19 protein-coding genes are annotated in these 20,652 nt (G+C 34.9%); 11 read left to right on the plus strand and 8 right to left on the minus strand.

The features are described 5' to 3' along the window. Positions 1-14 precede the first annotated feature (14 nt). The 4 genes from fusA (at position 15) to Anndu_RS17010 (ending at position 4,965) form a co-directional block, all read left to right on the plus strand. Positions 15-2,090, plus strand: coding sequence for an elongation factor G (gene fusA, locus Anndu_RS16995; RefSeq protein WP_464102329.1), 2,076 nt, complete (start codon positions 15-17; stop codon positions 2,088-2,090). Positions 2,091-2,329: 239 nt separating this feature from the next. Beyond that, positions 2,330-3,559 carry an elongation factor Tu gene (gene tuf, locus Anndu_RS17000; protein WP_464102330.1) on the plus strand — a complete coding sequence of 410 codons (1,230 nt, stop codon included), beginning with the start codon at positions 2,330-2,332 and terminating at the stop codon, positions 3,557-3,559. Between the two features lie 96 nt (positions 3,560-3,655). Then, the gene (gene rpsJ / locus Anndu_RS17005; RefSeq protein ID WP_464102331.1) at positions 3,656-3,973 is read left to right on the plus strand and encodes a 30S ribosomal protein S10; all 318 of its coding nucleotides are present in this window, start codon (positions 3,656-3,658) and stop codon (positions 3,971-3,973) included. Positions 3,974-4,053: 80 nt separating this feature from the next. After that, positions 4,054-4,965 (plus strand): DNA adenine methylase, encoded by a 912-nt coding sequence (locus tag Anndu_RS17010; RefSeq protein ID WP_464102332.1) that lies wholly within the window; start codon positions 4,054-4,056, stop codon positions 4,963-4,965. 106 nt (positions 4,966-5,071) lie between these two features. On the opposite strand, the gene bioU is transcribed toward Anndu_RS17010, so the two are convergent. Both bioU and Anndu_RS17020 read right to left on the minus strand, forming a co-directional pair. Next, the gene (gene bioU, locus Anndu_RS17015; RefSeq protein ID WP_464102333.1) at positions 5,072-6,061 is read right to left on the minus strand and encodes a (S)-8-amino-7-oxononanoate synthase BioU; all 990 of its coding nucleotides are present in this window, start codon (positions 6,059-6,061) and stop codon (positions 5,072-5,074) included. A 204-nt stretch (positions 6,062-6,265) separates the two neighbouring features. Continuing rightward, the gene (locus tag Anndu_RS17020) at positions 6,266-7,363 is read right to left on the minus strand and encodes an extracellular solute-binding protein (protein ID WP_464102334.1); all 1,098 of its coding nucleotides are present in this window, start codon (positions 7,361-7,363) and stop codon (positions 6,266-6,268) included. A 155-nt stretch (positions 7,364-7,518) separates the two neighbouring features. Between Anndu_RS17020 and Anndu_RS17025 the strand changes: the two genes are divergently transcribed. Beyond that, complete coding sequence (locus tag Anndu_RS17025) at positions 7,519-8,154, plus strand: peroxiredoxin (protein ID WP_464102335.1); 636 nt, start codon at positions 7,519-7,521, stop codon at positions 8,152-8,154. A gap of 113 nt (positions 8,155-8,267) precedes the next feature. Here Anndu_RS17025 and Anndu_RS17030 read toward each other — a convergent pair whose 3' ends face one another. The 3 genes from Anndu_RS17030 to Anndu_RS17040 form a co-directional block, all read right to left on the minus strand. After that, positions 8,268-8,681 (minus strand): FHA domain-containing protein, encoded by a 414-nt coding sequence (locus tag Anndu_RS17030; RefSeq protein ID WP_464102336.1) that lies wholly within the window; start codon positions 8,679-8,681, stop codon positions 8,268-8,270. Between the two features lie 152 nt (positions 8,682-8,833). Next, positions 8,834-9,127 (minus strand): hypothetical protein, encoded by a 294-nt coding sequence (locus Anndu_RS17035; protein ID WP_464102337.1) that lies wholly within the window; start codon positions 9,125-9,127, stop codon positions 8,834-8,836. Positions 9,128-9,215: 88 nt separating this feature from the next. Then, complete coding sequence (locus Anndu_RS17040) at positions 9,216-9,626, minus strand: Npun_F0494 family protein (RefSeq protein WP_464102338.1); 411 nt, start codon at positions 9,624-9,626, stop codon at positions 9,216-9,218. A 160-nt stretch (positions 9,627-9,786) separates the two neighbouring features. Here Anndu_RS17040 and Anndu_RS17045 point away from each other — a divergent pair, with 160 nt between their 5' ends. The 3 genes from Anndu_RS17045 (at position 9,787) to egtD (ending at position 12,805) form a co-directional block, all read left to right on the plus strand. After that, positions 9,787-10,236, plus strand: coding sequence for a peroxiredoxin (locus Anndu_RS17045; RefSeq protein WP_464102339.1), 450 nt, complete (start codon positions 9,787-9,789; stop codon positions 10,234-10,236). Positions 10,237-10,311: 75 nt separating this feature from the next. Beyond that, complete coding sequence (gene ovoA, locus Anndu_RS17050) at positions 10,312-11,646, plus strand: 5-histidylcysteine sulfoxide synthase (protein WP_464102340.1); 1,335 nt, start codon at positions 10,312-10,314, stop codon at positions 11,644-11,646. 196 nt (positions 11,647-11,842) lie between these two features. After that, positions 11,843-12,805: an L-histidine N(alpha)-methyltransferase gene (gene egtD / locus Anndu_RS17055; protein ID WP_464102341.1), complete on the plus strand. Its 963-nt coding sequence runs from the start codon at positions 11,843-11,845 to the stop codon at positions 12,803-12,805. Between the two features lie 51 nt (positions 12,806-12,856). Here the strand turns inward: egtD and Anndu_RS17060 are convergent, their stop codons facing one another. Further along, complete coding sequence (locus Anndu_RS17060; RefSeq protein WP_464102342.1) at positions 12,857-13,414, minus strand: Uma2 family endonuclease; 558 nt, start codon at positions 13,412-13,414, stop codon at positions 12,857-12,859. A 342-nt stretch (positions 13,415-13,756) separates the two neighbouring features. Between Anndu_RS17060 and fba the strand changes: the two genes are divergently transcribed. Next, positions 13,757-14,830 (plus strand): class II fructose-bisphosphate aldolase, encoded by a 1,074-nt coding sequence (gene fba, locus Anndu_RS17065; protein WP_464102343.1) that lies wholly within the window; start codon positions 13,757-13,759, stop codon positions 14,828-14,830. 275 nt (positions 14,831-15,105) lie between these two features. Here the strand turns inward: fba and crtB are convergent, their stop codons facing one another. Together crtB and pds are read right to left on the minus strand one after the other, a co-directional pair. Then, positions 15,106-16,044 (minus strand): 15-cis-phytoene synthase CrtB, encoded by a 939-nt coding sequence (gene crtB / locus Anndu_RS17070; RefSeq protein WP_464104137.1) that lies wholly within the window; start codon positions 16,042-16,044, stop codon positions 15,106-15,108. A 290-nt stretch (positions 16,045-16,334) separates the two neighbouring features. Beyond that, entirely contained in the window at positions 16,335-17,723 is a 1,389-nt protein-coding gene (gene pds / locus Anndu_RS17075; RefSeq protein ID WP_464102344.1) for a 15-cis-phytoene desaturase, read from the minus strand. 316 nt (positions 17,724-18,039) lie between these two features. Here pds and Anndu_RS17080 point away from each other — a divergent pair, with 316 nt between their 5' ends. Together Anndu_RS17080 and shc are read left to right on the plus strand one after the other, a co-directional pair. Then, positions 18,040-18,417, plus strand: a complete 378-nt coding sequence (locus Anndu_RS17080) for a YccF domain-containing protein (RefSeq protein ID WP_464102345.1) — start codon at positions 18,040-18,042, stop codon at positions 18,415-18,417. A gap of 254 nt (positions 18,418-18,671) precedes the next feature. Further along, entirely contained in the window at positions 18,672-20,621 is a 1,950-nt protein-coding gene (gene shc, locus Anndu_RS17085) for a squalene--hopene cyclase (protein ID WP_464102346.1), read from the plus strand. Positions 20,622-20,652: the final 31 nt, after the last annotated feature.

Here is a 20,652-nt window from a genome sequence, read left to right on the forward strand (position 1 = left end):
AAAAGGAGGTTATTGTGGCAAGGAATATTCCCCTTGAGCAAGTCCGAAATATAGGAATAGCCGCTCATATAGATGCGGGGAAAACAACGACAACAGAGCGCATTTTGTTTTATTCCGGTATTGTCCATAAAATCGGTGAAGTCCATGAAGGAACAGCCGTTACAGACTGGATGGAACAGGAAAGAGAAAGAGGTATTACCATTACCGCCGCCGCTATTAGTACCAGCTGGCGCGATCATCAAATTAATATTATTGATACTCCCGGTCACGTTGACTTCACCATTGAAGTGGAACGCTCAATGCGCGTTTTAGATGGTGTTGTTGCCGTTTTTTGTTCGGTGGGCGGTGTTCAACCCCAATCGGAAACGGTTTGGAGACAGGCTGATCGCTATCAAGTGCCTCGCATCGCTTTTGTCAATAAAATGGATCGCACGGGAGCAAATTTCTTTAAAGTTTATGAGCAAATAAAAGAGCGTTTACGAGCTAATCCCGTAGCTATTCAGATTCCTATTGGTAGTGAAAGCGATTTTCAGGGAATTATAGATCTGGTAACAATGAGGGCAAAGTTCTATAAAGATGAGATTGGCCAAGAAATTGAGGATGCAGATATACCGCCATCTTTGCAAGAATTAGCTCAAGAATACCGTCATAAAATGATTGAAGCTGTAGCAGAAACCGATGAGGAACTGTTAGAGAAATTCATGATTGAGGAAGAATTTACTGAGGAAGAAATCAGAGGGGGGATTCGTAAAGGCACGATTGACGGGACTTTGATGCCTATTCTCTGTGGTTCTGCTTTTAAAAATAAGGGTGTACAACTACTTTTAGATGCGGTGGTTGATTATTTGCCTTCACCCCATGAAGTGTTGGAAATTAAGGGGCATTTGGCGGATGGCACGGAAGCCGTCCGTAGATCTGATGATGATGAGCCTTTTTCTGCTTTAGCTTTTAAAATCGCCTCGGATCCCTACGGTCGTTTGACTTTTATCAGAATTTATTCGGGAGTTTTATCTAAAGGTAGTTATATTTATAATGCTACTAAGGATAAAAAAGAGCGAGTTTCTCGTTTAATTATTATGAAGGCTAACGATCGCATTGAGGTTGATGAACTGAGGGCGGGAGATATAGGGGCAGTTATTGGTTTAAAATTCAGCACCACAGGGGATACCCTGTGTGAAGAAAAACATCCCATTATTTTAGAGTCCCTTTTTGTACCTGAGCCTGTGATTTCCGTAGCGATCGAGCCGAAAACGAAACAGGATATGGATAAAATAGCCAAAGCTCTCCAAGCTTTATCCGATGAGGATCCCACCTTCAAAGTCAGTATTAACTCCGAAACTAATCAAACGGTAATCGCCGGAATGGGAGAGTTACACCTTGAGATCATTGTTGATCGGATGTTACGGGAGTTTAATGTTGAAGCAAATGTGGGCAATCCCCAAGTTTCCTACCGTGAAACTATCCGCAAAGCCATAGAAGCTGAAGGTAAATTTATCCGTCAAAGTGGTGGCAAAGGTCAATATGGTCATGCTGTGGTCACAGTTGAACCAGCAGAACCCTTTAGTGGTGTGCAGTTTGAATCTAAAATTGCCGGAGGGGTAATCCCGAAAGAATATATCGCCCCCGTTGAGCAAGGCATTAAAGAGGCTTGTGCTTCGGGCGTGTTAGCAGGGTATCCAGTGATTGATCTGAAATTTACCTTAATTGATGGTTCTTTTCATGACGTGGACTCCTCAGAAATGGCTTTCAAAATTGCCGGATCAATGGCGGCCAGGGAAGCTATTTCAAAAGCAAATCCGGTATTGTTAGAACCCATCATGAAAGTGGAAGTGGAAGTGCCAGAAGACTATGTAGGCAATGTGATCGGCGATCTCAATGCCCGTAGAGGTCATATTGAAGGCACAGACTCGGATAATCATTTAGCAAAAGTTACGGCGAAAGTGCCTTTAGGCAATATGTTTGGCTATGCGACTGATATTCGATCGAAAACTCAAGGCCGGGGTACTTTCTCGATGGAATTTTGTAATTATCAAGAAATTCCCAAAACGATCGCAGATGAAATGATTAGTAAAAGTCGAGGCGGTTTTTAATGAGTCAACAAGCTCTTTGAAAATTCCTTAAGAAAATTATCAATTTTTGCTAAAAAAAATTTGAGAAAAAAAATCTTTTTTTAGCACATTTTTGGTATAATGGACAACGGCATATAATTTTAGATTGTCTTAAACAAAACAAGTCATCACATAAGTTGGGATCAGATATTTTGAGATCATTAGCTTAAAAGATGATTATTAAAACCTCTAAGTAAACTTAAAAAGGAAAAATTAAATTTATGGGACGCGCAAAGTTTGATCGCAAAAAACCTCACGTTAATATTGGCACAATCGGTCACGTTGACCATGGTAAAACCACATTAACTGCGGCAATCACCATGACTTTAGCGGCTTTGGGTCAAGCTAAAGCTAAGAAATATGATGACATTGATGCCGCCCCTGAAGAAAAAGCACGGGGTATTACCATCAATACCGCTCACGTTGAGTACGAAACTGAAAAGCGTCACTATGCTCACGTTGACTGTCCCGGACACGCTGACTATGTAAAAAATATGATTACTGGTGCGGCTCAAATGGACGGTGGTATCCTTGTGGTGTCAGCTAATGATGGTCCTATGCCTCAAACTCGTGAACATATTCTGTTAGCTAAACAGGTGGGTGTGCCTAGTCTTGTGGTCTTTATGAATAAGGCTGACATGGTGGACGATGAAGAACTTTTAGAGTTGGTTGAATTAGAAATTCGTGAACTTTTAAATGAATATGAGTTCCCAGGTGATGATATTCCTATTGTGACTGGTTCTGCCAAAGAAGCTCTTGATGCTGTGGCAAGTAATCCTGGCATCAAGAAAGGGGAAAACGATTGGGTTGATAAAATTTATCAATTAATGGATGCAGTTGATGCCTCTATTCCCACTCCTGAGCGTGAAGTTGACAAGCCTTTCTTAATGGCAGTTGAAGACGTTTTCTCCATTACTGGTCGTGGTACGGTTGCCACTGGCCGGATTGAACGTGGTAAAGTTAAAATTGGCGATGCGGTTGAATTAATCGGGATTAAAGAAACTCGTAACACCACCGTAACTGGGGTAGAAATGTTCCAGAAAAGTCTTGAGGAAGGGTTAGCAGGTGATAACGTAGGTATGCTTCTGCGTGGTATTAACAAAGGTGATATCGAGCGTGGGATGGTTATTGCCAAACCTGGTTCCATCACTCCTCATACTCAGTTTGAAGGTGAAGTTTACATTCTTACTGATAAAGAAGGTGGCCGCAAAACTCCATTTTTCGCTGGTTATCGTCCTCAGTTCTATGTGCGTACCACTGATGTAACTGGTACCATTAAAACTTTTACCTCTGATGAAGGGAACGCTGTAGAAATGGTGATGCCCGGAGATCGCATCAAAATGACGGTAGAATTAATTACCGCTATTGCGATCGAACAAGGTATGCGCTTTGCGATCCGTGAAGGTGGTCGTACTATTGGTGCTGGAGTTGTTTCCAAAATCATCAAATAGTCTCATCTGATGAAAAGGGGCATGGTTTGATCATGCCCTTGTCTTTTTTGCTTTTTATTGAACCTTGAAAATTAAACAATACTGGTATTTATCATTATGGCAACTTTGCAACAACAAAAAATTCGGATTCGTTTAAAAGCTTTTGATCGCCGTTTACTCGATACATCTTGTGAAAAAATTGTAGACACTGCTAATAGAACCAGTGCCACTGCGATCGGGCCTATTCCTTTACCTACCAAGCGTAAAATCTATTGTGTGTTGAGATCTCCTCACGTTGATAAGGATTCCAGAGAACATTTTGAAACTCGTACTCATCGCCGGATCATTGACATTTATCAGCCTTCTTCTAAAACAATTGATGCTTTAATGAAGTTAGATTTACCTGCGGGTGTAGATATTGAAGTTAAACTTTAATTTTAAAGTTAGAAAAATCGTCCATAACTTCCGAGATTGTTTAAATTTCGGAAGTTTTTACTATATTTTTTTAGTTAATTATGTCTTTATTTGCTCTAAGTTTATTCCCAAAACCTTTTTTAAAGTGGGTGGGTGGCAAAACACAGTTAATTCCAGAAATTAATCAATTAATTAATCAAAAATTTTCCGGTGATCAGAGTTTTAATTATATTGAGCCTTTTGTCGGTGGAGGTGCGGTTTTATTTCATATTTTAGGACAGTTTTCCCATATTGATCAAGTAATAATTAATGATATTAATACCCATTTAATCAATGCTTATGAATTAATAAAACAAGATGTTAAAAGTTTAATTAATTTATTATTAGAATTAGAAAAAAGTTATCATAATTTAATCACAATCGAAGAAAAAAAAGCATTTTTTTTAGCAAAAAGAAGGGAATTTAATCAGGATAATCAAAATTTTTGTCAAGTCAAAAAAACCGCTTTATTATTATTTTTAAATCGCACTTGTTTTAATGGTTTATATCGTGTTAATAAACAGGGTAAATTTAATGTACCTTTTGGTAAATATCAAAAACCTAATATTTGCAATCAGGATAATTTAATAACAGTTAATCAATATTTACAAAGGGTAAAAATTTTGAAGGGAGACTTCAGCAATACCTTAAAATACGGGGAAAAACCAACTTTATTTTATTTAGATCCTCCCTATAAACCAATTAATTCAACCTCAGCTTTTACCTCTTATACTCAAGAAGATTTTAATGATCAAGATCAGGTAAGATTAAAACAATTTTGCGATAAAATTCACCAAAATGGTTACTATTTTATCTTGAGTAATTCGGATCTAAAAAATCATGATCGGTCAAATCTTTTTTTTGATCAACTTTATCAAAATTATAATATTAAACGGGTTAAAGCAAGAAGAAATATTAATTCTAAAGGTGATCAAAGAGGCGAATTATTTGAATTATTAATTAGTAATTTTTAAATTGATTTAAACTTATTTATCTATAATAGTGATTTTTAACCTCAGCATAGCGCTTTAATTTCTGATGCTGAGGTGTTAAAATTGAAAAAATCCGGCAGTTTGGGTTTTAACGCACAAATTGAGGCATTATTTCCGCCGCCGTGAATAAACCGTAATTTCCTTGACGATGTAAATTAATTCCCGCTTTTAAATAACCGAAAGCCGTACCGCAAACATTAGCCGCCATACTGGTTTCATCCCCTAAAGTAAAGGTATGGGTGGAAATTTTACCCTCAAAAGTACGTCCTGTAACTCGTACATTTGTACTAAGAGGTTTGCGAGGATTACGAGTATCAACCACGCCGCCAACCGTTACTTGATCACGGTTACAAATTCCTGCTAATTCTAACATGAGATCATCGGCGTGTTCCATATTTTCCAAAGTTAAAATGCCGTTAGTTTTGTCTAATAAAGCCTCAACTTCCTCATCAGTCATGGCTTTAGCTTGATCTACGGTGTAGCCGGGTAAATGGCCAATATCTTCTCGGATGGTAGCACGGTAAGCTTCCCAGTTAGCAATGCCCACGCCAAAAGTAATTTTAACGCTGTGAATTTCTTGGTAGCTTTGTGAGGCGATAACCGCCGCCGCCGTTAATAATCCGGGAGTTGCACCACAACCCGTCATATAGGTAATACCAGCTTGTTTTAAATCATTTTTCAATGTGAGGATTTGCTCCATTGCAGAGGTACGTTTCAGAGCATCAACTAAAACACCTTTCCAGCCCGACTGAATAAACTGACGAGTAACATCAGCCATAAAAGTATTAGGAAGGTTGGGTAAAGCGAGAAAATAGCCGTCAATATCAGAGTTTTGGATTAATTCACCAATACTATTGTGAGTTAAAGTGCCATTATTTTCTAAATGCCCGATCGAGCCTTTTTGATGGTAGGTAGCGATCGCCTGATCAATATTTAAGCCTTCAGGGGTGTAGGCAAAACCGTGTTGATCAGCTACGGCGACTAAACGCATTTCTTTTTTAGCCTCTAAAATTCTAGCACTGGCTTGACCTAAACCGCCAAAACCTAAGACACCAATTTTTAAGGGTTGAGTTTCCATAGAGATTAGTTTAAAAATTCTTCATAACAACAAAATTCTATTATCTCTTTTTTTGGTATTTATGAACAATTTTGTTAATTGGCGAAGCTAAATTAAGGTATGATAAGGCAGAAAAGCGATCATTTATTAAAGCAATCAATCCTATTGGAAGAATGGGTAATTGATAGATTATCAAATTATACTACCATTATAATTAACTATTGATTAACTGGTCATTTCTTCCCATAATTTTAAATATTGGGCTTGAACTTCTTTCGCTAAAGGATTAATAACTTCCGATTTATTTAAAATAGTTGGATCAAGATTTAATAAAGAATTATTTTTAAGATCGGGTAAAATATTTTCCGGTTTTAAGCTTGAAATAATCGGCGAAGTCGCAGAAGTAAATAAAGCGATTTGATTAGCTGAATCTATCTCCCAACAGAAGTTAAGCCATTGATTAAGTAAGGTTATTTTCTCATCATTAAAAGATTGATTATTTTTAGATTTTACCCATATTTCCGCCCATAAAGATGTGCCTGAAGGTGGTACAATTACTTCAAGATTAGGATAGGCTTTTTTGATAGGGAAAATATCTTCAGACCAACCTACACTTAATAAAATATCTCCTACAATTAAAGGTTGTAAATAAGCATTAGAACTATAAAATTTGACCTGTTGATTAAGTTTTAATAATTCCGATTTAAGATTAGGAATTTTACTTAAATCTGTGGTATTATAAGAATAACCTAATTTTTTCAAAGTTAAACCAATTATTTCCCTTGGTTGATTTAATAAACCTATTTTATTTTTTAAATCTTCTCTCCATAGATCTGCCCAATCTTGAGGCGGTAAAAGATTATTTTGGGTGAATAGATCCTTACGATAAACAATAACTGTATTACCCCAACGATAGGGCATACCCCAAATTTTTTGGGGATTATTTTCTACTTGAATTAAATTTTTTAATTGAGGTGGTAAGTTTTGCCATTGGGGAAAATTTTGCACTTCAAAAGATTCTAATAAATCTTGCTCGATCGCTTCTTGTAACCAATAATTTCCTAAAGTAAATAAATCACCATTATACTGCGTTTGATTATTCTTTAATAATTTTAAAATCGAGTCTAAAGTTTCTTCAGGTTTAAAATTAGCTTTAATTTTTGAAGGGTATTTTTTCTGAAATTTACCAATTAATTGTACAGGAATTGAACCTTTTAAAAGAATAATATTAAAATTATTAGGAATAATTTGACTACAACTTGATAAGAGCAAAGGAACAGTTAAACTAGGTATTAATTGTAAAAAAGAACGGCGATTTAACATAAATAAATTTGAAATTAATTGATAATTGATAATTGATAATTGTTAATTGATGATTAACAAATAACAAATGAAAAAAAATTTTTTTGAGTAAAATTCTCAATTATGTGGCAAAATTTACAATACAAGTTGTTTTTATATTATAGGATTTTTGCTTTATGTCTTTACAATTAGGCGATGTCGTACCTGATTTTACCCAAGATTCTACTGAAGGTGTGATTTCTTTCCATGACTGGATCGGTGATAGCTGGGCGGTTTTATTTTCCCATCCTGCCGATTATACCCCCGTTTGTACCACTGAATTAGGGGAAGTTGCCAAACTTAAACCCGAATTTGATAAGCGCAATGTTAAAGTAATTGCTTTAAGTGTGGATAATGTTGAAGATCACAAAGGCTGGGTTTGTGATGTCAATGAAACCCAAAACACAACGGTTAATTATCCCATTATTGCCGATGTGGATAAAAAAGTCTCCGATCTTTACGGTATGATCCACCCCAACGCTAATGCTAAAGTTACCGTCAGAAGTGTATTTATCATTGATCCTCAGAAAAAATTACGTTTAACTATCACCTATCCACCGAGTACAGGACGTAATTTTCCTGAAATTTTACGAGTAATTGACTCTTTACAGTTAACTGATAATTATAGCGTTGCTACTCCCGTTAACTGGCAAGATGGTGAAGATGTGGTAGTGGCTCCCACCATTCCCACCGATGAAGCCATCAAAAAATTCCCCAAAGGAGTTAAGGAAATTAAATCTTATTTGCGCATGACTCCCCAACCAAATAAATAATTTTATTTAATTATTACTTTCCCTTTCCTTTTGGAGAGGGATTTTTATTAGTTAAAAATTAACAATTGATCATTATTTAATTAGGTTTAAAAATACAAAAAATATTAATTATTTTATTCAGGATAAACCTCAAATTGTTGAGTCGTATCAGTTTCATATTCAAGAAAATTAAAAGTTTTAAAAGATTTAGCATTAATTTCGGGATCTCGATGATAATAAACAGCAAAAACTTCAGGCCCAAAAACAATTTTATCACCATCTTTTAAAGTATGTTTTTGTTGCTTTTGATCATTAATTAATAAACCATTAGCACTTAATTTTCCCTTGCCATCACCATCTTCAATTTCATAATAATGGTTATTATTTCCATCATAATAAAGTTGTAAAATTGCATGATGACGAGATACAAAACGAGAATTGATCCTAATACTACATTCTAGATCCCTGCCAAGGGAATAAAAAGCGTCTTCTAATACAAAATCTTGTGTTCCTTTATCATCCGTAATTCTTAGCCAGTGACAGTACATAATATTTAAAATTTATTTTCTCTAAAATGAACTCTTTATGATCTTAACCCATAACTCTATTTTCTGTGATAATTGTTTATCTTTTTTAATATAGTAGTCTTAAATTAGTCGTGACAAATAAAGTTAACACTTTTGTTATTTGTTGTTATTAATTATTTGTTATTCATAAGAAAAAAAGAAGGGCTTTTATACCCTTCTTTTTTTGCTATTTTTATGTTATTCTTTTGTTTTAATTTGGTTTCAATTTTGCTCCCATCATAATTTTGAAAATGATCTGTTTGATCTGATTTGATTTTAGTTTGTTTGGTGATAGTTTCACCCTTAAGTTTACGGCGTAAAAGTTTCATTTGTTTTTTGATCTGTCTAAGTCGGGCAGAGCCACCTTTACCTTTATCATTACGCCCTTGACGGCGTGGCGACTCCCAACTTTTTAATCTTTGAGTCATAATTATTAATTTTTTGATTGATTTAAAAATTACATCATAACATAAAAATTTGTCATTTGTCATTTGTCATTAATTATTAACTATTTTTTTAAAAAGTAAATAAACTAATTAAACGATAAAAAAAATTAATTAAACGATCGCCCCAAGAAGGAATAGGAAAATTTTGCTTTTGTTTAGCCCATTTTTGAATAATTTGTTTTCCCAAAGGAGTTAAGCGAAAACTATCAGTAATACCTTGGCCATCCACTTCCCTTCTTAAGATTCCAACTTTAATTAACCACATTAAATCACCTTCTACTTTTCTTTGGGAAAAGAGCTTTTTAGTATAACCTTTTTCATAGCCTTTTATTCCTCCTATACTTAAAAGAAAAATACTCTGATCAAGCATTGTTAAAAATAAAGCTAAATTAAAAATAGAACAAAATAAGGCGATTTCCGCCCTTTTTATCGTGTTAGATTGGTATTCGATCGAGATTTTTTCACTGGTTGAAATAGTCATAATTTTAATTAAATAATTAGCAAATTATTAAAAAATAAACAATCCTAAATAAGTTACATCAAACTTAAACAATTATAACAAAACTTGCATTGTTAATCCCAATTAGTATATTATTTGTGATCGTAATTTTAATTTTAAATCAATCAAGGAATTAAATTTTATGGCTTTAGCAGTTGGCACCCTCGCCCCTGACTTCACTACTACAGACGATGCAGGTAATACCGTTAAATTGTCTGATTTTAAGGGTAAAACGGTTGTTTTGTACTTCTATCCTAAAGATGATACCCCCGGATGTACCAAAGAAGCTCAAAGTTTCCGAGATAATATTGATATTTATAACGGCAAAGAGATGGTTGTTTTAGGTGTCAGTATGGATGATCAAGCCTCTCATCAGGCTTTTAAAGAAAAATATGGTTTACCTTTTCAATTATTGGTGGATACCGATGGTGCGATCACCAATGCTTATGATGTAGCGGGGGAATACGCCGGAATTAAAATATCCAAGCGTATCACCTATATCATTGATGCTGAAGGTAAAATTTCTTATGTTGATACTTCCGTCAAAACTGATACCCATGCCCAAGATATTTTAAATATCGTTGGCAGTTAATAACGATCAAAATAATATTTTTACCCTGCCTTTAGGGGTAAGGGTAAAATATCACATTAGAATATTATCTATATTATGAAAAACTTAAAAGCTCCATTGATGCCACGTTTAGATCAATTAAATAAAGATATTTTAAAAGAGTATTTTATAACTTCGTGGCAATTAGAAGAAACCCTATTAAAAACTATTAGTAAAGAGGAAATATTTTATCAACAATCTGATAAATTAAGAAACCCTTTAATTTTTTATGTCGGTCATTCAGCAGTATTTTATATTAATAAATTAATTCAGGTTGATTTGATTGAAAAAAGAATTAATCCCCATTATGAAACCCTATTTGAAATAGGAGTTGATCCTAATACTCCTGATGAATTAAATCAAGTAATTAAAGATATTAATTGGGGGAATTTAACTGATATTTGGCAATATCGAGATCGAGTATATGAAACAATTTTAAATATAATTGAACAAATTGATCTCAATTTACCTATTACGGAAAAACACCCTCTTTGGGCTTTAATAATGGGCATAGAACATAGTAGAATTCATTTTGAAACTAGCTCCGTTTTACTGCGACAATTGCCTGTAGAAGCGTTAAAAGCCCCTGAAAATTGGCAATATGCCCCCACTTCGGGCGCCATCTCAAATAATCCCTTAATTGAAATAGAAGGCTCAAAAGTCTCATTTGGTAAACCTTTTGACGATTCTACTTTTGGTTGGGATAGCGAATACGGCGATCGCCATGCGGAAGTTAAACCTTTTTTAGTTAGTAAATATTTAATTAGTAACGGCGAATTTTTAAAATTTGTAGAAGCCGGAGGCTATGAAAATCAAGAGTTTTGGACAGATCAAGCATGGAATTGGAAACAGCAATATCAGATCAAATATCCTAAATTTTGGGTTAAAAATGATCATAAATATCAATATCGTGCCATGTTTGATCTAATTGATTTACCCTTAGATTATCCCGTAGAAGTAAATCATTATGAAGCAAAAGCTTACTGTAAATGGCTTGGAAGCGAATATAACTTAATGAATGAAGCCCAATGGAATGTGACTTTAAATCAACAAAAAGAACAAGATTTAATTGATAATTATAATCTTAATTTAGCATGGGGATCCCCTACACCAGTAAACTTTTTTGAAAATCAACAAAATTCAACTAAAATATGTGATTTAAGGGGCAATGTTTGGCAATGGTTAGAAGATAATTTTTATCCATTAAAAGGCTTTAAAACCCATTTTTTATATCCAGATCAATCAGCTTTATTTTTTGATGAAGATCATAAAATGATGTTAGGTGGATCATGGGCAAGTAATGGATCGATGACTTCTCGTTTTTATCGTAATTGGTTTCGCCCTCATTTCTATCAACACGCAGGTTTTAGAGTTGTTCAAGAAGTTAATTAACTATTTGAGAGTATTTTCTAATTTAAAGGAAAACTGTAAGGATATAGCATAATTATATTCTTACAATATCAAATTGAAGAATAATTAATTTTAATGATTCTTAACTAAACTTCATAAAATAAAACCCTCAAAAAATACTAAAATTATAATCAATAATCAAAATTCACTGTCAAACCCAAAACTATCATTAATAAAGATGCAAAATTTATCATTTTACGATTATCACCCGACTTTAATTAATTTTCGTGATGAAGTTTTAAAAGGATTATCTTTACCTCAAAAAAAATTTCCTCCCCAATTTTTTTATCATGATCAAATTGGCTCAGATTTATTTAATCAAATTTGTGAAGTTGAGGAATATTATGTAACTCGTACCGAAATTAAAATTTTAAGGGAAAATATTACAGAAATTAGTGATATTATCGGAGAAAAATGTTTATTAATTGAATATGGAAGTGGAAGCGTAGACAAAGCTTATGTTTTATTAGATGCCTTGCATAATCCTACTGCTTATTTACCCATAGACATAGCAAAAAGTCATTTATTAGACTATGGAAAAATTACCGCTCAACGCTATCCAAATTTAAAAATTATTGCCGTTAATGCCGATTATACTAATGATATTGAAATACCTCAAGAAGTTAAAAATATTAATAATAAAGTAATTTATTTTGCAGGTAGTACCATCGGCAATTTAGACTATGAAGATGCAATTTTATTATTAAAACAATCTGTTCATTTATTAGGAGGAAAAGGCGGTTTATTAATCGGAGTTGACTTAAAAAAAGACCCCAATATTTTACATTCAGCCTATAATGATCAAAAGGGAGTTACGGGTAATTTTAACCTCCATGTTTTAAATAATATTAATCAAGAATTAAACGCTAATTTTAACCTTAATAATTTTTCTCATTATGCTTTTTATAACCCCTATTGTAGCAGAATAGAAATGCACTTAATTAGTAAAATTAGTCAAGATATTCAAGTAGATAATCAAACATTTCATTTTAAAGCAGGAGAAACGATCCACACGGAAAATTCCCATAAATATAGTCAAGAAGACTTTGAAGAATTAGCTAAAAAAGGAGGCTTTAAATTTGTTAAAAAATGGAGTGACGATCAAGAACTTTTTGCCTTATATTATTTAACTTGTGATTAACTTTTAACTCACAAGTTGGGGCTTTAATAAATCCCCGAATTTTTAATAAAATTAAGCAAAAAATTGATTAATTTTACAAGCAAAATCAGGTAATAAAAGAGTAGTAATTTCATCATCATTTAATAAAGTCATTACTAACTCTAATTTACCTTGATTTCTTCTATAAACTTCTAATTGTTGTAAACGCCAATCAGCGATCCAATATTCTTGCACACCTCGATTAGAATATAACTTTAATTTACTTTCTTTATCTCTACGAATATCATTTAAACTATCTGATAAAACCTCAACAATTAATTCAGGAGTGCAGGTAAAATGACCACTATTATCAACAGCTAAAGTTAACCTTTCTTGGCTAATCCAAATCAGATCAGGAATCACATTATCATTATCCCCAAAGATAATACCCGGATTAATTATAGCCTCTCCTAAACCAGTTCTTAACGACCAATTTTCTAAAGCTAAATGTATTCTGCCAATCGTTTTTTGATGTTTCCAATGGGGGGCGCGTGTCATTTCTAATTCTCCATCAATAATTTCATAACGGTTACTACTTTCTGGTAATAATTCTAAATCAGAAGTAGTCCATTTTAACTTAGTAATACTCATTGCATTCATAGGATTTTCCTCTTATCTAAATAGCTCAAAAGTTGTTAAATTGATCATTAATCTAAATTTAACAAAAATTTCTCTAAAAGTTATTAATATTAATTAAAATTGTGCTTACTCAAATCAAATTATCTTAATTTACAGACTTTTTCAAGATCAAGCCCCCCTCAAAGATTGAAAATTAAGCAAAAATACCAGTGAAAAATGATGAGTGAGATTTTTTCCCAAAACTATTGGTCAAATGTGGCAACATATCTTAAAATAAATGAATAAGAAAAATTAAGTTTCTTAAACAAATTACACCATTAAAATAAAAACTTAGATAAATTAGGAGGATCATCTATGGCTCTCGTACCTATGAGGCTGTTATTAGATCATGCGGCTGAAAACAATTATGGTATCCCTGCATTTAACGTCAATAACTTAGAGCAAATTCTCTCCATCATGCAAGCGGCGGATGAGACTGATAGCCCTGTTATTTTACAAGCATCTCGTGGTGCTAGAAGCTATGCGGGTGAAAATTTCTTACGTCACCTTGTTTTAGCCGCCGCCGAGAGCTATCCTCATATTCCCATTGTCATGCACCAAGATCACGGTAATAGCCCTGCTACTTGCTACAGTGCAATCCGTAACGGTTTTACTAGCGTAATGATGGATGGCTCTTTAGAAGCTGATGCTAAAACTCCCGCTAGTTTTGAATATAACGTAAGCGTTACGGCTGAAGTAGTTAAAGTGGCTCACTCCGTTGGTGCTAGTGTGGAAGGTGAACTTGGTTGTTTAGGTTCTCTGGAAACTGGTAAAGGTGAAGCTGAAGACGGTCACGGTTTTGAAGGTGCTTTAAGCCATGATCAACTTTTAACCGATCCCGATGAAGCCGTAGAATTTGTAGAAAGAACCCAAGTTGACGCTCTTGCAGTCGCAATTGGTACAAGTCACGGTGCATACAAATTTACTCAAAAACCCACTGGTGAAGTTTTAGCGATTAGTCGTATTGAAGAAATCCACAGACGCTTACCCAATACTCACTTAGTAATGCACGGATCTTCCTCTGTTCCTAAAGAATGGATTGATCTGATCAACCAGTACGGCGGTGCTATTCCTGAAACTTACGGTGTACCCGTTGAGGAAATCCAAAAAGGGATTAAGAGTGGTGTGCGCAAGGTGAATATTGATACGGACAACCGTTTAGCTATTACTGCGGCTATTCGTGAGGCGGCAATGAAGGATCCTAAAAACTTCGATCCTCGTCATTTCCTCAAGCCTTCGATCACATACATGAAACAAGTTTGTTTAGAGCGTTATCAGCAGTTCGGTACCGCCGGAAATGCAAGTAAGATCAAACAAATTAGTTTAGATGATTTTGCTAAAAAGTATGCTAGTGGTGCTTTAACTGCGAAAGCGGCTGTTTCTGTATAATTTCAAAAAAATCACATTTATTTTTTGTAAAAATTGCTAACTTAAAAAGTAGGGGATGTTTAACATCCCCTACTTTTTTATTATACTTCTTAGAGAGGTCAGGAAAAAGTAATAAAAATTCATCAAAACTGTTAAACAATTGATTTAACTTGGTTTTTTTGTTACTTTTGTAAAAAGGCTAATTTTTCGAGAATAATTACCTTTAAAAGTAAAAGCTTAACATTAAATTGTTAAGCTTTTAAGACTGATTAAAACTAATTAAAATATCAGAAAAATTAAAGCACTTGAGCGCGTAACCATGCCACAGGTAAATATAACATTTTATTAAATCCGGGTACATAAGCCCGTTTGTTAAATACATCATAATTATTTTTTTCAATCACATCTAATATGCCTTGATAAAGCATTAAGGCCGCCCATACTGGCCATCTTGAATCTGGTTTTAAAGCCCGAATACCTATTTCTGCCTGATGATAAAAATGACGGGCGCGTTTTATTTCAAATTTCATTAAATTATACCAACGCTCATCTATTACTTTATTAAATAAATCTTCTTCTGTATAGTTAAATTTTGCTAAATCTTCTAAGGGTAAATACACTCTCCCCCTTTGTAAATCTTCCCCCACATCTCTTAAAATATTGGTTAATTGATTGGCTATTCCTAGCGCGATCGCTTCTTGTTCGGGGACATAAATATCTTTATGATTTAACCAAGGGGCAGTACGAAAACGATCATCAATGCCTAAGACGGGGTTAGACATTAAGCCCACCGTACCCGCTACCCGATAGCAGTATAACTCTAAATCTTCAAAAGTTTGATAACGATCCCTGTATAAATCCATTCTTTGACCTTCGATCATATCTCGAAAGGGTTGAATGGGAATAGGATAGCGTTTAATGGTATCAACTAAAGCCACATCCCCATCTGTTAAAGGTACACCCTCAAACACCGATTCTAACTGCATTTCCCACTGATCGAGGGTTTCGGGAGTAGTTAAATGGGCATTTTCTCCGTCCACTAACTCATCAGTACGCCTACACCAATCATAAATAGCCCAGATCGCACGGCGTTTATCTTTAGGCATTAACATTGTTCCTAAATAGAAGGTTTTAGAATATTTAGCTGTAATTTGACGACAATATTCGTAGGATTCTTCTGAGGAAATCAGATTTTTGGGGGATTGGTTTAGATTAGTTTTAGACCGTTGTAACATTCGAGTTTGAGGGTTACTGTCTTGATTGACAGTTTTAAGATTTTGAGAATTTAAGTCATTTCCTATCTTACCTTTGACTGGCAGATTGTCATTAGATGAAACAATTTTTAATTTAGGAGTTTGAGCTTTTTGCTCTAGTTCTAAATCTGATTTTTCCGGTTGGTATTGATAGAGATTAGCCATTTTGTGATTAGTTATTGGTTCTTGGTTATTTGTCACTGGTTATTTGTCACTGGTCATTGGTCATTGCTTATTTATGATTAGATACAGGCAAGATGCCTGTACTACTGTTAACTGTTAACTGATTTTGCGTCTTGTGCTATTTTTTGGGCGGTTAATTTTCCTGAAAGGGTTGCACCTTCCATACTTCCTAAATATTGTTGCATGGTGTAATCTCCTGCTAAATAAAAGTTAGATATGGGGGTACGTTGATCCGGTCTACAGGCTTGGCGGCCGGGGGTGGCTTTATACACCGATCGAGGGGTTTTAACCACATGAGCTTTTAATAATTTAGTAGGATTATCCCCTGTAAAATGTTGGGGGAATAGTTTTTTCAGTTCCTCGATCGTGGCTTGGATAATCTCCTCATCAGATTTAGAAATCCAATCTTTAGCGGGGGCTAACACTAGCTCTAACATGGAGCGATCGGGGTTAGCATATTCTTTACAAGTGTTACTCATATCGGCGTAAACACTCAATAAGGGAGATCGAGAGAATAACAGATGATCAATATCCGTTAACTTGCGATCGAACCATAAATGAATATTAATAACGGGTACACCCTCTAAACCCTCTAATTTTTTAAAACAATCAATTTCACGCCAAGACTGAGGTAAAATCACTTTTAACGGGTCTACGGGCATGGCCGACACATATAAATCGGCGGTAAATAACTCATCTTCTGCACCGTCTAAACCTCTGATTAAAAAGCCTTTAACCGAGTTATCTTCATTTAAAACAATTTCCTTGAGGGGCGCATTTAATCTCACATCACCGCCACCCTTTTTAATATAATCCACAATCGGCTCACATAATCTTTCAGTGGGTGAACCATCTAAAAAGGCCATAGTTGAGCCTTTTTTCTCCTGTAAAAAGCGATTAAGCGCCGTTAATAAGATGGTAGCGGAAATCTCATCAGGATTGATAAAATTTAACGCCTTAGACATGGCAATAAATACTTCTTTTTCGATGCGAGGAGGAATATTTTGCTTTTGCATCCATTCTGACCATGAATATTGATCCATCTGCTCTACATAGCTTTGACCTTGAATCATAGCAGGGATTAAACCAAGCCCAAATTTAATTTTTTCTGGCCAAGTTAACATATCATTATTACGCAAAATGGCAATCACACCATTAATCGGAGCAGGAAGATCGGGAAAATCAAAACGGGAATAAGTCCCTGGGTTATCAGGTTGATTGAAGATCATGGTATGTTCTTTCCATTGCAAACGATCCTCAATTCCTAATTCTTTAAATAACTGTAACAGATTGGGGTAGGCCCCGAAAAAGATATGAAGTCCAGTCTCATACCAGTCTCCATCTTCATCTTTCCATGCGGCAATTTTACCCCCTAAAACGTCTCGGCGTTCTAGTACAATGGGGGTATGTCCAGCATCTACAAGGTATTTAGCACAAGAAAGTCCGGCTAATCCGGCTCCAGCAATGGCAACTCGCATTTATTTAATAAAACTTAGATTTAATAATTTTTTAACATAATCGTTGTTTATTATACTTTGCATTTCGTAACATTTTGCAACTATTTCTTAATTTTTCTTATCAAAATCATTGTATAACTAAGGAGTTATTAATAGATAATGGATAATGGATAATAGATAATTGTTTCATTCAAGGTTAAAAACCCATATTATTTTAAAATTAGGATCAAGCCGATCTTTTATAAAAAAAACTGTTAAACTCTTGTTAAAAATGACAACAAATCAATGATAAATGACAAAAAGATTAAATCAAAAATTTATTTTCAGGAGTAAAATTATGAGTTTATTAGGTAATCTGATCTGGTTAATTTTTGGAGGTTTTCTATCAGGTTTAGGCTATATTGTAGGGGGCTTTACTATTTGTTTAACTATTATTGGTATTCCTTTTGGTATTCAACAAATTAAAGTCGGTATTGCCACAATGACACCTTTTGGCAAGAAAATTACGGTTAATACTGATGCAGGAAGTACAATTAATACAATTTTAAATATTATTTGGCTATTTTTATTTGGGTGGGCGATCGCTCTTTCACACCTCACTCATGGTTTAATTTTAGCTATTACAATTATCGGTTTACCTTTTGCTCAACAACATTTTAAATTAATTCCTTTAGCTTTATTTCCTTTTGGGAGAGAATTAAAAGAGATTAATTAAGGTTTACTCAAAAAAACTTAAAAATGATTGGCCAAATTTTCATCATTAAAGAATAACAATTTAGATAACTTTAAATTTTCTTTTTTGTTTAAAAGATAAGTTTTAATTATCAAACTCCCCCCTTCAACAATTAATCATTGTTGAAGGGACAGAGAAAGGCTATTTCTGTAAAGAATAATCGGATCTTAATTAGCCATAACTGCTATAATTTTACAAAAATACACAAATATCAATCATTAGTCATATTCTCAACAATGCAAACTCAAGATCACGCTAATCTGAAAATTGATTCTCAACTTCAACAGACTATTAAAGCTAGTCAAAATTATTTATTTTCAATTCAAGATCCGGAAGGTTTTTGGCAAGGGGAGTTAGAGTCTAATGTTACCATCACCGCCGAAGCGGTTTTATTACATAAAATTTGGCAAACTGACAAGGAGCGCCCCTTACATAAGGCACAAACCTATTTAAGACAACAGCAACGGGATCACGGTGGCTGGGAGTTATTTTATGGTGATGGTGGCGATCTTAGTACCACTGTTGAAGCTTATATGGCTTTGCGTTTGTTAGGTGTGCCAAAAGATGATCCCTGTTTAGTTAAAGCCAAAAAATTAATTTTAAGTAAGGGTGGCATCAGTAAGGCGAGAATTTTTACTAAGTTACATTTAGCTTTGATCGGTTGTTATGACTGGAAAGGAGTACCCTCCATCCCCCCTTGGATCATGATGATCCCGGACAATTTTCCCGTGACGATCTATGAAATGTCAAGTTGGGCGAGAAGTAGCACAGTTCCTTTAATTATTGTTTGTGATAAAAAACCGATTTATAATGTTAATCCTAAAATTAATTTAGATGAGCTTTATGTAGAAGGGATCAATAATGTTAAATATGAGTTTAGCCGTCAAGGTGACTGGACGGATCTATTTATAACCCTTGATAGCCTCTTTAAACTCACAGAAACTTTTAATGTTGTTCCTTTCAGGGAAGAAGGCTTAAAACGGGCTTTAAAATGGACTTTAGAACGCCAAGAAGATAGTGGCGACTGGGGCGGTATTATTCCGGCTATGTTAAACTCCCTTTTAGCTTTGAAGGCTTTAGACTATGATGTTTATGATCCCGTTGTGCAAAGGGGTTTAAGGGGTGTGGATCACTTTGCGATCGAGACAGAAAATAGTTATGTGGTGCAGGCCTGTGTGTCTCCCGTGTGGGATACGGCTTGGGCGTTGCGTTCCCTTGTGGCTTCAGGGATCGAGGCTGATCATCCTGCTTTAATTAAAGGGGCTGACTGGTTAATTGATCAACAAATTTTAGATTATGGTGACTGGCAGGTTAAAAATAAAGAAGGCACTCCGGGAGGATGGGCGTTTGAGTTCAATAACCGTTTTTACCCCGATCTTGACGACTCCGCCGTTGTGGTGATGGCTTTAAATGACGTGAAAATGCCCCAAGAAGCTTGTAAACGGGGGGCAATGGAGCGCGGTGTCAGATGGATGGCCACCATGCAATGTCGGGAAGGCGGTTGGGCGGCCTTTGATATTAATAACGATCAAGATTGGCTCAATCTCTTACCCTACGCCGATCTTAAGGCCATGATCGATCCGAATACGGCCGATGTTACCGCCAGAGTTTTAGAGATGGTGGGATCAACCTCTGTTAAGATGGAAAAAAGCCGTCTTGAACGCGCGATCGCCTATTTAAGCAAGGAACAAGAAGCCGATGGTAGTTGGTTTGGGCGTTGGGGTGTGAACTATATTTATGGTACAAGTGGCGTTTTAGCGGCCTTTCAACATTTAAAACCGGAATTTATTAACCTAACATCCCAAAAACGTCAAGAGATGATGGAAAAAGGTGTTAAATGGTTAATGCAGGTACAAAATGAAGACGGCGGTTGGGGTGAAACTTGCGACAGTTATAAAGATCCATTTTTAAAAGGTAAGGGCGTTAGTACGGCATCCCAGACGGCATGGGCTTTGATCGGTTTATTAGCCAGTCAAGAGTTTATGACTCCAAACATGGAATTATCCATTAAAAGGGGTGTTAATTACCTAATTAACTCACAACAAGAGGGCGGAAAATGGGATGAATCGGAGTTTACTGGTACGGGTTTTCCCTGTCATTTTTACTTAAAATATCATCTTTATCAACAATATTTTCCTTTATTAGCGTTAGGTTATTACCAACAATATCTTAATCAAATTTCCTAGTCCCTTACAAGGGTAGGTTTTTTACAAAGGG

This window comes from Annamia dubia NIES-4383 (assembly GCF_055394725.1).

Bases quoted from the DNA above. Each gene is read 5' to 3' on its own strand.
- Anndu_RS17030 (WP_464102336.1), bottom strand. From the start codon at position 8,681: ATGTACTGTCACTGGCTAAGAATTACGGATGATAAAGGAACACAAGAT.
- Anndu_RS17035 (WP_464102337.1), bottom strand. From the start codon at position 9,127: ATGACTCAAAGATTAAAAAGTTGGGAGTCGCCACGCCGTCAAGGGCGT.
- Anndu_RS17060 (WP_464102342.1), bottom strand. From the start codon at position 13,414: ATGAGTATTACTAAGTTAAAATGGACTACTTCTGATTTAGAATTATTA.
- Anndu_RS17025 (WP_464102335.1), top strand. From the start codon at position 7,519: ATGTCTTTACAATTAGGCGATGTCGTACCTGATTTTACCCAAGATTCT.
- shc (WP_464102346.1), top strand. From the start codon at position 18,672: ATGCAAACTCAAGATCACGCTAATCTGAAAATTGATTCTCAACTTCAA.
- Anndu_RS17010 (WP_464102332.1), top strand. From the start codon at position 4,054: ATGTCTTTATTTGCTCTAAGTTTATTCCCAAAACCTTTTTTAAAGTGG.
- Anndu_RS17040 (WP_464102338.1), bottom strand. From the start codon at position 9,626: ATGACTATTTCAACCAGTGAAAAAATCTCGATCGAATACCAATCTAAC.
- fba (WP_464102343.1), top strand. From the start codon at position 13,757: ATGGCTCTCGTACCTATGAGGCTGTTATTAGATCATGCGGCTGAAAAC.
- tuf (WP_464102330.1), top strand. From the start codon at position 2,330: ATGGGACGCGCAAAGTTTGATCGCAAAAAACCTCACGTTAATATTGGC.
- bioU (WP_464102333.1), bottom strand. From the start codon at position 6,061: ATGGAAACTCAACCCTTAAAAATTGGTGTCTTAGGTTTTGGCGGTTTA.
- crtB (WP_464104137.1), bottom strand. From the start codon at position 16,044: ATGTTACAACGGTCTAAAACTAATCTAAACCAATCCCCCAAAAATCTG.
- egtD (WP_464102341.1), top strand. From the start codon at position 11,843: ATGCAAAATTTATCATTTTACGATTATCACCCGACTTTAATTAATTTT.
- Anndu_RS17045 (WP_464102339.1), top strand. From the start codon at position 9,787: ATGGCTTTAGCAGTTGGCACCCTCGCCCCTGACTTCACTACTACAGAC.
- rpsJ (WP_464102331.1), top strand. From the start codon at position 3,656: ATGGCAACTTTGCAACAACAAAAAATTCGGATTCGTTTAAAAGCTTTT.
- Anndu_RS17020 (WP_464102334.1), bottom strand. From the start codon at position 7,363: ATGTTAAATCGCCGTTCTTTTTTACAATTAATACCTAGTTTAACTGTT.
- pds (WP_464102344.1), bottom strand. From the start codon at position 17,723: ATGCGAGTTGCCATTGCTGGAGCCGGATTAGCCGGACTTTCTTGTGCT.
- ovoA (WP_464102340.1), top strand. From the start codon at position 10,312: ATGAAAAACTTAAAAGCTCCATTGATGCCACGTTTAGATCAATTAAAT.
- Anndu_RS17080 (WP_464102345.1), top strand. From the start codon at position 18,040: ATGAGTTTATTAGGTAATCTGATCTGGTTAATTTTTGGAGGTTTTCTA.